Here is a 13,157-nt window from a genome sequence, read left to right as displayed (position 1 = left end):
GCATCAGGATTTATGAGACTCAAGCCCTTCCCTGCCCTCCTTTGTTTCCTTTGTCTGCCTGGTTTCGCAATGGCCGGGGAAAAGACTGTGTATGGCCTTAATGAGTACGCATCGCTCAATGGCATCAATCTGGAAGTGGCGGCAAAACTCGACACCGGGGCGAAAACCGCTTCCCTGAGTGCGCGGGATATCAAGCGTTTCAAACGCAACGGCGAGTCGTGGGTGCGTTTCTACCTGGCCATCGACGCCGCCCATTCGCACCCGATCGAACGCCCGTTGGCCCGTGTCAGCAAGATCAAGCGCCGGGCCGGCGACTACGACCCGGAGGAAGGCAAGAAGTACACCGCTCGTCCGGTGATCGAGCTGGACATTTGCATGGGCTCGGCCCTGCGCAGCATCGAAGTGAACCTGACCGACCGCAGCGCTTTCCAATACCCGCTACTGATTGGCTCCGAAGCGCTCAAACGCTTCGATGCACTGGTTGACCCCAGCCTTAAATATGCTGCCGGCAAACCCGCCTGCACCACCGACGCTTATACCGCCGAGTAATTCAAATGCGCTCTCTTACCCTTCATCTGAAACTGCTGATCGCCATCCTGGTGGTGCTGGGCATTTCAGTTACGGCCTATCAGATCTTCGTCCTGGGCATCCCAGTGACCGAAGATGCCACTGACGACCTGTGGAACATCGACGCCAAGGTCGAGTTCGTCGCCAGTGCCAAGGACCCGGTCAAGATCCAGATGTTCGTGCCGCCGCTGAGCCGCGACTTCGTCAGCCTCAACGAGAGCTTCATCTCCAATAACTACGGCGTGGCTGTGAACCGGGTCGACGGCAACCGCAAGGTCACCTGGTCGGCACGCCGGGCCAAAGGTAATCAGACGCTGTATTACCGCCTCGTGCTGACCAAGCGTTACTCCGGCGAAAAAGCCAAGATCAAAGGCCCGACCTTCCGCGACAGCATGACCATCGAAGGCCCGGAAAAAATCGCCGCCGAAGCCCTGCTTGCCCCGATTCGCCAGCACTCGGCCGACGTCGAAACCTTTGTCGGCGAAGCCATCAAGCGGGTCAACAATCTCAATGACGACAACGTGAAACTGCTGCTGGCCGGTGATCCATCCACCGCGCACAAGGCGAAAATCGTCGAGTTGCTACTGTCCATCGCCCACGTCCCGATCGAAAAAGTCCACACCATCCGCCTGGTAGCCGACCAGCCGCAAATGCCGGAACTGTGGCTGCGCAGTTTCAACGGCACCGACTGGCTGTACTTCAATCCGGAAACCGGTGAACAGGGCCTGCCGACCGACCGCCTGCTGTGGTGGACCGGCGACGAAAACCTGATCACCGTCGATGGCGGCAAGAAAGCCAACGTGACCTTCAGCCTGAACAACAGCGAAATGAACGCCATTCGCCTGGCCAAGCTGACCGACGAAAACACCGACGCCAACTTCCTCGAATACTCGCTGTACGGCCTGCCGCTGGAAACCCAGCAGACCTTCATGATCATGGTGATGATCCCGATCGGCGTGCTGGTGATCCTGATCCTGCGCAACCTGGTCGGCATCCAGACCCTGGGCACCTTCACCCCGGTGCTGATCGCCCTGGCCTTCCGCGAAACCCAGCTCGGTTTCGGCATCATGCTGTTTACCATCATCACGGCGCTGGGGCTTTCGCTACGGTCCTACCTCGAACACCTGAAGCTGCAAATGCTGCCGAGGCTGTCGGTGGTGCTGACCTTTGTGGTGGTGTTGATCGCGGCCATCAGCCTGTTCAGCCATAAACTCGGCCTGGAGCGCGGCTTGTCGGTGGCGCTGTTCCCGATGGTGATCCTGACCATGACCATCGAACGCCTGTCGATCACCTGGGAAGAACGCGGCGGCGGCCATGCCATGAAAGTGGCCATCGGCACGCTGTTCGCCGCGTCCCTGGCGCACCTGATCATGACCGTGCCGGAACTGGTGTACTTCGTGTTCACTTTCCCGGCGATCCTGCTGATCCTGGTGGGTTTCATGCTGGCCATGGGTCGTTATCGCGGTTATCGCCTGACCGAACTGGTGCGTTTCAAGGCCTTCCTGAAAAAGGTTGACGCCTGATGTTCGGCTTCTGGAAAACCTGGAAGGCCCTGGAAGCCCAGGGCATCATGGGGATCAACCGGCGCAACGCAGACTACGTGCTCAAGTACAACAAGCGCAGCCTGTACCCGATCGTCGATGACAAGATCATCACCAAGGAGCGCGCCATCGCTGCCGGCATCCATGTGCCCGAGCTGTATGGCGTGATCTCCACCGAAAAGGAAATCGACAATCTCGAAGAGATCATCGGCGCACGCAATGATTTCGTGATCAAACCGGCGCAGGGCGCTGGTGGCGACGGCATCCTGGTGATCGCCGACCGCTTCGAGGGTCGTTACCGCACGGTGTCCGGCAAGATCATCAGCCATGAAGAAATCGAGCACCAGATTTCCAGCATCCTGACCGGCCTGTACTCCCTCGGCGGCCACCGCGACCGGGCGCTGATCGAATACCGCGTGATTCCTGACCAGATTTTCAAAAGCATCAGTTATGAAGGCGTGCCGGATATTCGCATCATTGTTTTGATGGGTTACCCGGTGATGGCCATGTTGCGTCTCCCGACGCGCCAGTCCAACGGCAAGGCCAACCTGCACCAGGGCGCCATCGGCGTCGGCGTGGACCTGGCCACCGGCCTGACCCTGCGCGGCACCTGGCTGAACAACATTATCAACAAACACCCGGACACCACTAACGCCGTTGACGGTGTGCAACTGCCCTACTGGGACGGTTTCATGAAACTCGCCGCTGGCTGTTATGAGTTGTGCGGGCTGGGCTACATCGGTGTCGACATGGTCCTGGACCAGGACAAAGGCCCGCTGATTCTTGAGCTCAACGCCCGGCCAGGGCTGAATATCCAGATTGCCAACGACTGCGGCCTGACGTCGCGTACTCATGCGGTCGAGGCGCGACTGGAAGACCTGAAGGCCCGTGGCGTGACTGAAACCGTCGGGGAGCGCGTGGCGTTTGTTCAAGAGATGTTTGGGCATATTCCTGCGGTCGAGGGCTGATTTTTTGTGGCGAGGGAGCTTGCTCCCGTTGGGCTGCGCAGCGGCCCTCTGGTTTATCAGGTAGACCGAGTCAGCCGGGTTTGCGACGGCTGCGCCGCCGAACGGGAGCAAGCTCCCTCGCCACAGCGTTTTATTTCAGCCGTTATCCATATGCTTCTTTCCGACACCCCTCTAGGACCAAATCCTGCAGAGGACTACAATCGCCACCCCGCCTCGATGGCTGATCTCCCCCACCCATGTTGACCTGCTCCGTACACCCGCTGCCCTATCGTGCCAACCCCGCCGAGTACTTCGCGGCGATTCGCCATGCCCCCGGTGCCGTGCTGCTCGACAGCGGCCGCCCCAGTGCGGACCGCGGTCGCTATGACCTGCTCAGCGCCTGGCCGCTGGAACAACTGACGGTATCGCCTGACGAAAGTGGCGACGATTTCCTGCAACGCCTGCGCGATAACCTGACACGCCTGGGCGAAGCCACTCTGCCGGCGCCCTACGAGTTGCCGTTTGTCGGTGGATTGATCGGCTACCTGAGTTACGATTTCGGCCGACATCTGGAGCGCCTGCCGAGCCAGGCTCGGGACGACCTGCAACTGCCTGACGCACGTTTCGGCTTGTACGGCTGGGCATTGATTAGCGATCACCATTCGCTGACCAGTCAATTGGTGTTCCACCCGACTCTGCCGGACAGCGAGCGTCAGCGCCTGATCGAGCTGTTCAGCCAGCCTGCTGCGGAAGTGGGCGCGCCCTTCAAACTGCTCACCCCGATGACTGCCGACTTGAGCGCTGACGAGTACCGACAGGCAATCGAGCGCATTCAGCAATACATTCAGGCCGGCGACTGCTATCAGGTCAATTTCGCCCAACGGTTTCGCGCGCCCTGCCAGGGTGATTCGTGGGCCGCGTACTGCGCACTGCGCGCCGCGTGCCCCACGCCTTTTTCCGGTTTCCAGAGTTTGCCTGACGGCGCTGCCGTACTCAGCCTGTCGCCGGAACGCTTCGTCAAAGTCAGCCAGGGCCATGTGGAAACCCGCCCGATCAAGGGCACCCGCCCTCGGGGCCTGACGCCTAAGCAAGACGCCGCGAACGCCGCCGAACTGCTGGCCAGTCCCAAGGATCGAGCGGAAAACCTGATGATCGTCGACCTGCTGCGCAATGACCTCGGTCGCACCTGCCGCACCGGTTCGGTCCGGGTACCGGAATTGTTCAGCCTGGAAAGCTATCCGAACGTGCATCACCTGGTGAGCAGCGTCACCGGTGAACTGGCGGACGGCCGTGATGCCCTGGACCTGATCGCCGGCAGCTTTCCCGGCGGCTCGATTACCGGTGCGCCAAAGATTCGCGCCATGCAGATCATCGATGAGCTGGAACCGACCCGGCGCGGGCTGTATTGCGGTTCATTGGTGTACCTGGACGTGCGCGGTGAGATGGACAGTTCCATCGCCATCCGCAGTTTGCTGGTCAAGGACGGCCAGGTGTGTTGCTGGGGTGGTGGCGGGATTGTCGCGGACTCGGAGTGGCAGGCCGAATATCAGGAATCGATCACCAAGGTGAAGGTGCTGCTCGATACCCTGCAAAACCTCTGACACACCACCCGCCCCTGTAGGAGCGAGCTTGCTCGCGATGAACCTGAAAACGCCGCGGGGTGTCAGTCTTGCCGCGTTATCGTTGACGACCATCGCGAGCAAGCTCGCTCCTACAGGAAATGTGCTTACAGGCTCAAGGTCCGGTTCGAAGCCTTGATGAACTCCTGCTTCAATGCTTCAAACGTGTGCACCGCCGCGAACTGCGGGAACTCGGCGATCACGTTATCCGGCGCATGGAACAGAATCCCGGCATCGGCCTCGCCCAGCATCGTGGTGTCGTTGTAGGAATCCCCCGCCGCGATCACCCGGTAGTAGAGGCTCTTGAAGGCCAGGACCGACTGACGCTTGGGATCTTTCTGACGCAGTTGGTAGCCAGTGACTCGCCCACTGTCGTCGGTAATCAGACGATGGCAGAGCAAGGTCGGGAAGCCCAGCTGACGCATCAGCGGCTGGGAGAACTCATAAAAAGTGTCCGACAGGATCACCACCTGGAAGCGCTCACGCAGCCAGTCGACGAACTCGATGGCGCCATCCAGCGGCTTGAGCGTGGCGATCACTTCTTGAATGTCGGAGAGCTTCAGGTCGTGCTCGTCGAGTATCCGCAGGCGTTGCTTCATCAGCACGTCATAGTCGGGAATGTCCCGGGTGGTGGCCCTGAGGGATTCGATCCCGGTTTTTTCGGCGAAGGCGATCCAGATTTCCGGGACCAGCACACCTTCAAGATCCAGACAGGCAATTTCCACAAGACACTCCCATTTGTATTGATTATTGAGTCGAGCGAGCAAAAAGACTGCCGAACTCTAGCGATTCGGGCCTGCCTGCGCAACGCAGAGGATGTCCCCCGGCCGGTGCAGCTTTTTGTTACCATCGACCCCATATAGAGCGCCCAGCGCCACCGACCTGTAGGAAGCCGCCCTGATGAGCCCAACGTTCGACGTCGTGGAACTCGCCACGACCTATGCCAACAAATCCGCCCAGGACATCCTGAAACTCGCGTTTGCCGAGTTCGGTGATGACCTGTGGATATCTTTCAGCGGTGCCGAAGACGTGGTGCTGGTGGACATGGCCTGGAAGCTGAACAAAAACGTCAAGGTATTCAGCCTCGACACCGGCCGCTTGCACCCCGAGACGTATCGCTTCATCGATCAGGTGCGCGAGCACTACAAGATCGACATCGAACTGGTGTCGCCGGACTACACCAAACTTGAACCGTTCGTGAAGGAAAAAGGCCTGTTCAGCTTCTACAAGGACGGCCATGGCGAATGCTGCGGCATCCGCAAGATCGAACCATTGCGCCGCAAGCTGTCAGGCGTAAAAGCCTGGGCCACCGGCCAGCGTCGGGACCAGAGCCCCGGCACCCGTAGCGCCGTCGCGGTGATGGAAATCGACACCGCGTTCTCCACCCCGGAACGCACCCTGTACAAGTTCAACCCGCTGGCGCAAATGACCAGCGAAGAGATCTGGGGTTACATCCGCATGCTGGAACTGCCTTACAACAGCCTGCACGAACGCGGTTTCATCAGCATCGGCTGCGAACCCTGCACCCGCCCGGTACTGCCGAACCAGCATGAGCGTGAAGGCCGCTGGTGGTGGGAAGAAGCGACGCAGAAAGAATGCGGGTTGCATGCCGGGAACATCATCAGCAAGTCGAAAGCCTGATCCCAAGCCTTGTGAAATACCCCTGTGGGAGCGGGCTTGCTCGCGAAGGCGGTGTATCAGTCAGTAAATGTATCGACTGACCCGACGCTTTCGCGAGCAAGCCCGCTCCCACACTGGTTAGTGTCAGCCCACAAAAAATGTGTACACACGAATGTCACCGTAGGTGCCATTTGTGTGTGCACTTTTAGTTTCTGCGCCCCAAAAAGTTACATCTCCTTTCCCCCCGCCTCGCCCAAGCCCCTCTCAAAAAAATAAATACCTGTTCAACCGGTCAATTTAAATTTTCTGTTTTTCAGTCAGTTATCTGCTTTCGATAACAAAACGAAATGAGCACTGGCTTTTATAGAATCCTGACTGGCATGGATCTGGCTTAAGTGCATACATGTTTTGTATACAATCAACTCAAAACATACACACACTTTAGATCCGCAAGCCTGAAGCGCCCTATCCCGTACAGGCTGCAGATGCCCCGTAACCAATGATATTCGCCACCCGCGACGAAGATTTGTCGAGCCAACGCTCATGCACAGTCATCGCGGCGTCGAGCATCAGGAGCCTGCCGGAATGCGTACTAGTCTCTCCAATAACAAAATCGCGCTGGATCTACCCTCCTCCCATTCCCCCCACACGACCGACAGTCAAGCGCATCACGTCCCCGTCGTGCTCAGTCCCCGACTGCACAACAAAGACCTGGCACCGACCAAGGCCGAAGGTCGGCGCTGGGGTCGCTACAGTATCTTTGCCCTGTGGACCAACGACGTTCACAACATCGCCAACTACTCGTTTGCCATCGGCCTGTATGCCCTGGGCCTGGGCGGCTGGCAGATCCTGTTGTCCCTGGGGATCGGTGCGGCGCTGGTGTATTGCTTCATGAACCTGTCCGGCTACATGGGACAGAAGACCGGGGTGCCGTTTCCGGTCATCAGCCGCATCAGTTTCGGCATTCACGGTGCGCAAATTCCTGCATTGATCCGCGCCGTTATCGCCATCGCCTGGTTCGGTATTCAGACGTACCTGGCCTCGGTGGTGTTTCGCGTGTTGTTGACGGCGGTCCATCCCGGATTCGCCGACTACGACCACAACTCGATCCTCGGCCTGTCGACCCTGGGCTGGGTGTGTTTCGTGGCGATCTGGTTCGTGCAACTGGCGATCCTTGCCTATGGCATGGAGATGGTGCGGCGCTACGAGGCGTTTGCCGGCCCGGTGATTCTGCTGACCGTCGCCGCTCTCGCCGCGTGGATGTACACCCAGGCCGATGCGACTATCGCCTGGTCGATCCGCGAGCCGCTGACCGGGTCCGAGATGTGGCGCAATATCTTTGCCGGTGGCGCACTGTGGCTGGCGATCTACGGCACCTTGATCCTCAACTTCTGCGACTTCGCCCGCTCTTCGCCGTGCCGCAAGACCATCAAGGTCGGAAATTTCTGGGGCTTGCCGGTAAATATTCTGGTGTTTGCCAGCATCACCGTCCTGCTGTGCGGCGCGCAATTTCAGATCAATGGCCGAATCATCGAAAGCCCGACCGAAATCATCGCCTCGATCCCCAACACATTCTTCCTGGTGCTCGGTTGCCTGGCGTTCCTGATCGTCACCGTGGCGGTGAACATCATGGCCAACTTCGTCGCCCCGGCCTTCGTGCTCAGTAACCTGGCGCCGAAATACCTGACGTTCCGCCGTGCCGGCTTGATCAGCGCAACCATCGCCGTGCTGATCCTGCCGTGGAACCTCTACAACAGTCCGCTGGTGATCGTGTACTTCCTGTCCGGCCTCGGTGCCCTGCTCGGCCCGTTGTACGGCGTGATCATGGTCGACTACTGGCTGATTCGAAAAGGCCAGGTCAACGTGCCGCAGTTGTACAGCGAAGACCCGAACGGCGCGTATTACTACAGTCGCGGGGTCAATTTGCGCGCCGTGGCGGCGTTCATTCCCGCCGCCCTGATCGCCATCGTCCTGGCGCTGGTGCCTGGATTCCACAGCGTATCGCCATTCTCCTGGCTGATTGGTGCCGGCATCGCCGGGATGCTCTACCTGATCATCGCCAAGCGCCAACCGCACTACGCCGATGTCAGCGGCGAAGCCATCGCGGTCGACAACGTCAGCCATTAAACCTGCTGCGGCCCGACGTTGTCGGGCCGCAGAACCACCTGCAATAAGGACTTCCCATGCGCATTCTCGTGGTCAACGTCAACACCACCGAATCCATCACCCAGGCCATCGCCCGCTCGGCGCAGGCCGTGGCCTCACCCGGCACGGAAATCGTCGGCCTCACCCCGCACTTCGGCGCTGACTCTATCGAAGGCAATTTCGAAAGTTACCTGGCGGCCATCGCGGTCATGGACCGGGTGATGTCCTACGACCAGCCATTCGACGCGGTGATCCAGGCCGGCTACGGCGAGCACGGCCGCGAAGGTTTGCAGGAACTGCTCAACGTACCGGTGGTGGATATCACCGATGCTGCCGCCAGCACGGCGATGTTTCTCGGTCACGCCTATTCCGTGGTCACCACCCTCGACCGCACCGTGCCGCTGATCGAAGACCGCCTCAAGCTCTCCGGCCTGTGGGACCGCTGCGCCTCAGTGCGGGCCAGTGGTTTGGCCGTGCTGGAACTGGAACACGAACCACAGCGCGCACTGGAGGCCATCGTGCATCAGGCGGAACTGGCAGTGACCCAGGACAAGGCCGAAGTGATTTGCCTGGGCTGCGGCGGCATGGCCGGGCTGGACGAACAGATTCGCCGGCGTACCGGCGTGCCGGTAGTGGACGGCGTGACGGCGGCGGTGACTATTGCCGAGTCCCTGGTTCGGTTGGGGTTGTCGACGTCGAAAGTGCGGACGTATGCGACGCCGCGGCCGAAAAACATCATAGGCTGGCCGGGGCGGTTTGCCCGCTGAGTTCGCAACTGTTGACCGAGTTGCCCCCTTCGCGAGCAAGCCCGCTCCCACACTGGATCTCCAGTGAACACAATTTTTGCATTCACAACAGATCAAATGTGGGAGCGGGCTTGCTCGCGAATGCAGCACCTCGGTCCTGAGCCTGACTCAAAGAGCACTAAACCTCTGCCCCAACCCCCGCTCGGCAAACTGTTCAATGATGAAATCGACAAATGCCCGGGTCTTGCCAGGCAGCAGTTTTTGTTCAGCATAGTAGATAGAAATGTTGCCATCATCGACATACCAGTCCGGCAACACCCGCAGCAACCGGCCCGTTTCCAGATAGCCCACCGCAAACGGCATGCTCACCAGCGCAATGCCCAGGCCCTGTGCTGCCGTGGCGCAGGCTGCCTCGGAATCGCTCATGGTCATCCGTGCCTTGAGTGTCAACGGGTTATGGTGCTGATGGCGATGGGTCAACTGCCAAGAGCGCACACGACCGGTTTGCGGCGCGCCGCTTCAGCAAAGCTGCCAACCTCGGCACTGCGCACAAAGCATTCGATACTGCTGAAGGTTTCCATAAGCGCCACTATAAACTTTTGGTTTACACGGACTATCGCAACTATGGTCTACACGGCCTTCGGTGATCATTAGAAAATAAAACGAGGTCTTTAGATTTTGGAATGAAACCAGTCCAAAGGGGCGATGTTGCGCATCGAGCTGCTGCATAGGCACATGCTGTACGGCACTTCTGTCGGAGATGTGAAGGAACTTGGCAGCTGTCTGGAATTTGGCTTCGAGCAACACGATCTAGATCTCGCCAAGCCGGCTAACCTAAATTGGCTGGAGATTGCAATGGCAATGGCAATGGCAATGCAGCTCTGACAAACCGATGCCGTATGCGCAAATGCATTGCGTACCAGGTTGCGACTGAAGCCTGAAAAACCCATGCAGGTCTATGGGGCAAGCTTGATAGCTCGCATTGGCGCTGATAACGCCGAGGATTCTTGACTCATCTTTATTGAGAGTTTGGATCGGCTTCGAAATTACCACTTGCTTCCTTGTTACCCCCCTCACTTGAGAACAGGTAAATCGTCCCACCGATGCTACCAGCTCCCCCCTGCTATTAATCTTTCGTGGCTAGCCCGAATGTTTTTCAGTGCCTGGGCATGCAGCTGTGAAATCCGTGACTTTGAAACACCCATTAGCTCACTTATTTCTATAAAGCTTAAATGCTGGTGATAATGGCCTTGAATGACTTGCCTTTCATTCGCCGAAAGAAGCTTCACACACTCGTTCAACGTGTCGCTCTCACGCTCCACTTCGTAGAGGCTCAGCGGGTTATTATCCTTAGGTTCCTGGTCGACAATGCCGGACTCCAGAAACAACCCGAATGCCAAGCCAATAGCGACGTTCGCCACCTGCTCCAGATCGGACTCAGTTCGCCCATCCACCTGCGTACCGGAAATACTCTCTAGCCGCTCTCGATAATAGCGACGCTGATCGCTCACATAACAAGACAACCCTTTGAGGACGTTGCCCTTTACATAGGGTTCGGCATAAGACTGGAAACGGGTACTCAATTCAGGATTAAACCGATCGATTGCCTGCAACAGACCAATCGACGCCAGGTTCACATAATCGCCCCATTCCGCCAGTGGATGCGGATAGCGGGAATATAAAAATCCGACAATCATCCGAAGCCATTGGCCGTAAAAAAAGAACAACCGGCTCCGGGCCGCATCTGTTTTGCCGTCCAGCCAATTACGCCACAAGGCTTGCTCATCATTACCTTCATTGCTGGTGTTATCCGTCTCCATGGAAGGCTCCACCTTTGGCCTAACCGAGATTGCGCATCAACGTCTGGGCGATCAGGCCCCATCCATCGATCAACAGAAACAGCATGATTTTCAACGGCAGAGAAATTGTAATGGGCGGCACCATGATCATCCCCAAGGACATCAGAATTGACGCCACGACCAGATCGATGATCAAGAACGGCAGGAAGATCATAAAGCCGATCTGAAAAGCTATTTTCAGTTCACTCAACATAAATGCCGGCACCAGTTTTACCGGGGACAGCCCTTCCGGCTCTTGTGGCAGCGGATCCTTGGCCAACTCATAAATCAGACGCAGATCTTCTTCATGGGTTTGCCTGATCATGAAATCACGGATCGGCACCCAACCCTGCAGCGCTGCGCCGTCAAGTCCCACCTTGTTTGCAAGAAACGGCTTGATGCCTGCGTCATAGGCTTTTTCCAAGGTTGGAGCCATGGCGAATAGCGTCAGGAACATCGACAGCACGATCAATACGATATTCGGTGGCGTCTGTTGCAACCCCAATGCCTGCCTGGTCAGTGACAACACCACAATGTTGCGCGTGAACGTAGTCAGGGAAATGACCAAAAAAGGTAAAAACGAAAGCGCCGTCAGCAAGACAACGATGCTGACCGGTGATTGGATCTGGTTGATGTGCAGGCTGCCCCATTCGGAGAAGTCATCCGCTGCTGTGGCGAATGAGGCAAAGCAACTCAGCACTAAAAACAGCAAACGGCGAGTCATATCGAATACATCAAGAGCGAGCATCCAATGCAGAAGATGAGGAATGTTGAGACAGAATGGTCACTGTGGTTCCGTTAGAAGATTCAGTGACCAGAACCTGGGACGTTTCTGTCTTGAGCAGATAAACCTTGGTCTTGGTTGACAGTCGCAACGCACGTACGCATTGCAACTCGGCCGGGCCGGGTGAAGCGCTGGCAATCCCCACGTGATTTCGCGCATACCAGCGCATCACGACGTAGACAATTGCCAATAACAAAACCGTGATCAGCATCACCTTGATCATCAGAACAAATGACAGCGGATCGTCCTGCCGCAGCGGTAATCCGAGGGGTTGAGCTACGGTTTCAGGCGTCACAATATTTCCGTCAACTGAATACCGAAATTATCGTCGACTGCCACCAGATTGCCCCGGGCAACCGGTTTTCCATCCAGGCACAGCGACGCCGGTTCATGGACCTGCTCCAACAACTTGACCACATCGCCAGCCTTGAGCGCGAACAACTCATCCACGCTCATTGATGCGTTACCGATCTGAACCACCAACTCCACGACCACGTGTTTGATCAAATTCATGTCCCGCTTAATCAGCGGTGATAGCTCGTCATTGGCCACGATTCTGGCCTCATCGAGTTCAATTGCATCTACCGTTGCGCTCACGCTTAAGCTCCTGATTATTTGATGGAAATTAGTTGCACTGCTAAGTGGTCGTTCTGTTTGGCCAAGTATCCGCCAGCCACCACTGGGCCTTCGGTCAGTTGTAACGAGACTGGATCGGCTAACAATGCACTGGCCCGCAAGGTATCCCCCGGATGCAGATCTCTCATCTCACCGATGGAGAGGCTCGCCAAGGGCAAACGCACGGACAGCTTCACCCGGGCGTTACCCAATGCCTGCTTGCGTTCGATCAACGGTTTGCGGGGAACGGAAGGTTCAAGCGCAGCATCAAGCAATGCCGCATCCAGCAACAGATACAGTGTCGATTGACCAACGCGCAGTTGCAGCAGTACCTGAGCATTGAGCAAATCCGAGAATGGCCTGGACGGTTCGGCCGCCAAGAGGGAGATTGCGCTTTGCCCAAGGGCCTCAAGTACATTGTTAATCAAGGCCAGTTGGGCTTCGCGCAATAGGTGTCTGGCAGTCTCGTCTTCAGGCGCTTCATGGGTAAAAGGCCCGAATATCATCGACCGCCAATCACCCGCCAGGCTGATCGAGCCATTGGCTGATTTTGCACGCTGCCATACCAGTGTCGAAGCCAACTCACTGGAATCGCCCAGGGCCGAACAGCTCATCTCGCACGTGTAGCGTTCGTCACTAAAACACCACTGCTCGTACCAGTGCCGAGCCACAGGTGGTAATCGATCACATGCCATCCGCAGGCGAGTCGTGCCGACAAATCCCAACATCCTCATT

14 protein-coding genes and 1 pseudogene are annotated in these 13,157 nt (G+C 57.6%); 8 read left to right on the top strand and 7 right to left on the bottom strand.

Annotated features, from left to right (window positions below; all coding sequences use genetic code 11):
- Positions 1–12: 12 nt before the first annotated feature.
- The 4 genes from rloA (at position 13) to pabB (ending at position 4,656) form a co-directional block, all read left to right on the top strand.
- Positions 13–549 (top strand): retropepsin-like aspartic peptidase RloA, encoded by a 537-nt coding sequence (gene rloA / locus PMI28_RS09895; RefSeq protein WP_033063480.1) that lies wholly within the window; start codon positions 13–15, stop codon positions 547–549.
- Between the two features lie 5 nt (positions 550–554).
- Positions 555–2,090, top strand: coding sequence for an osmotic stress tolerance membrane protein RloB (gene rloB / locus PMI28_RS09900; RefSeq protein WP_007988892.1), 1,536 nt, complete (start codon positions 555–557; stop codon positions 2,088–2,090).
- Entirely contained in the window at positions 2,090–3,076 is a 987-nt protein-coding gene (locus PMI28_RS09905; protein WP_007988891.1) for an alpha-L-glutamate ligase-like protein, read from the top strand. The genes rloB and PMI28_RS09905 overlap by 1 nt, the downstream gene beginning before the upstream one ends.
- 236 nt (positions 3,077–3,312) lie before the next feature.
- Positions 3,313–4,656 (top strand): aminodeoxychorismate synthase component I, encoded by a 1,344-nt coding sequence (gene pabB, locus PMI28_RS09910; RefSeq protein ID WP_007988890.1) that lies wholly within the window; start codon positions 3,313–3,315, stop codon positions 4,654–4,656.
- Between the two features lie 125 nt (positions 4,657–4,781).
- Here the strand turns inward: pabB and thrH are convergent, their stop codons facing one another.
- Positions 4,782–5,399, bottom strand: a complete 618-nt coding sequence (gene thrH, locus PMI28_RS09915; RefSeq protein ID WP_007988889.1) for a bifunctional phosphoserine phosphatase/homoserine phosphotransferase ThrH — start codon at positions 5,397–5,399, stop codon at positions 4,782–4,784.
- A 175-nt stretch (positions 5,400–5,574) separates the two neighbouring features.
- Between thrH and PMI28_RS09920 the strand changes: the two genes are divergently transcribed.
- From PMI28_RS09920 to PMI28_RS09930, 3 genes are all read left to right on the top strand, one after another.
- Positions 5,575–6,315 carry a phosphoadenylyl-sulfate reductase gene (locus tag PMI28_RS09920; protein WP_007971943.1) on the top strand — a complete coding sequence of 247 codons (741 nt, stop codon included), beginning with the start codon at positions 5,575–5,577 and terminating at the stop codon, positions 6,313–6,315.
- A 564-nt stretch (positions 6,316–6,879) separates the two neighbouring features.
- Entirely contained in the window at positions 6,880–8,421 is a 1,542-nt protein-coding gene (locus PMI28_RS09925; protein ID WP_007988887.1) for an NCS1 family nucleobase:cation symporter-1, read from the top strand.
- A 56-nt stretch (positions 8,422–8,477) separates the two neighbouring features.
- Positions 8,478–9,206: an aspartate/glutamate racemase family protein gene (locus tag PMI28_RS09930; RefSeq protein WP_007988885.1), complete on the top strand. Its 729-nt coding sequence runs from the start codon at positions 8,478–8,480 to the stop codon at positions 9,204–9,206.
- A 147-nt stretch (positions 9,207–9,353) separates the two neighbouring features.
- On the opposite strand, the pseudogene PMI28_RS0128755 reads toward PMI28_RS09930, so the two are convergent.
- A pseudogene (locus tag PMI28_RS0128755) lies at positions 9,354–9,698 on the bottom strand (LysR substrate-binding domain-containing protein); the annotation flags it as partial.
- Between the two features lie 192 nt (positions 9,699–9,890).
- Here PMI28_RS0128755 and PMI28_RS0128750 point away from each other — a divergent pair.
- Entirely contained in the window at positions 9,891–10,070 is a 180-nt protein-coding gene (locus PMI28_RS0128750; protein WP_033063478.1) for a hypothetical protein, read from the top strand.
- Between the two features lie 221 nt (positions 10,071–10,291).
- On the opposite strand, the gene PMI28_RS09935 is transcribed toward PMI28_RS0128750, so the two are convergent.
- The 5 genes from PMI28_RS09935 to PMI28_RS09950 are packed head-to-tail and all read right to left on the bottom strand — an operon-like array spanning position 10,292 to position 13,156.
- The gene (locus PMI28_RS09935) at positions 10,292–11,005 is read right to left on the bottom strand and encodes a sigma-70 family RNA polymerase sigma factor (RefSeq protein WP_007988881.1); all 714 of its coding nucleotides are present in this window, start codon (positions 11,003–11,005) and stop codon (positions 10,292–10,294) included.
- Between the two features lie 19 nt (positions 11,006–11,024).
- The gene (fliP, locus tag PMI28_RS09940; protein ID WP_033063477.1) at positions 11,025–11,747 is read right to left on the bottom strand and encodes a flagellar type III secretion system pore protein FliP; all 723 of its coding nucleotides are present in this window, start codon (positions 11,745–11,747) and stop codon (positions 11,025–11,027) included.
- A 10-nt stretch (positions 11,748–11,757) separates the two neighbouring features.
- Positions 11,758–12,102 (bottom strand): hypothetical protein, encoded by a 345-nt coding sequence (locus tag PMI28_RS29800; protein WP_007988872.1) that lies wholly within the window; start codon positions 12,100–12,102, stop codon positions 11,758–11,760.
- Positions 12,099–12,404, bottom strand: a complete 306-nt coding sequence (locus PMI28_RS09945) for a FliM/FliN family flagellar motor switch protein (protein ID WP_007988870.1) — start codon at positions 12,402–12,404, stop codon at positions 12,099–12,101. The genes PMI28_RS29800 and PMI28_RS09945 overlap by 4 nt, the downstream gene beginning before the upstream one ends.
- 14 nt (positions 12,405–12,418) lie before the next feature.
- Positions 12,419–13,156: a FliM/FliN family flagellar motor switch protein gene (locus PMI28_RS09950; RefSeq protein WP_007988868.1), complete on the bottom strand. Its 738-nt coding sequence runs from the start codon at positions 13,154–13,156 to the stop codon at positions 12,419–12,421.
- Between the last annotated feature and the right edge of the window lies 1 nt (position 13,157).

The organism is Pseudomonas sp. GM48, from assembly GCF_000282335.1.
Lineage (GTDB): Bacteria > Pseudomonadota > Gammaproteobacteria > Pseudomonadales > Pseudomonadaceae > Aquipseudomonas.
This window is presented reverse-complemented; position numbering and strand designations above follow the sequence as displayed.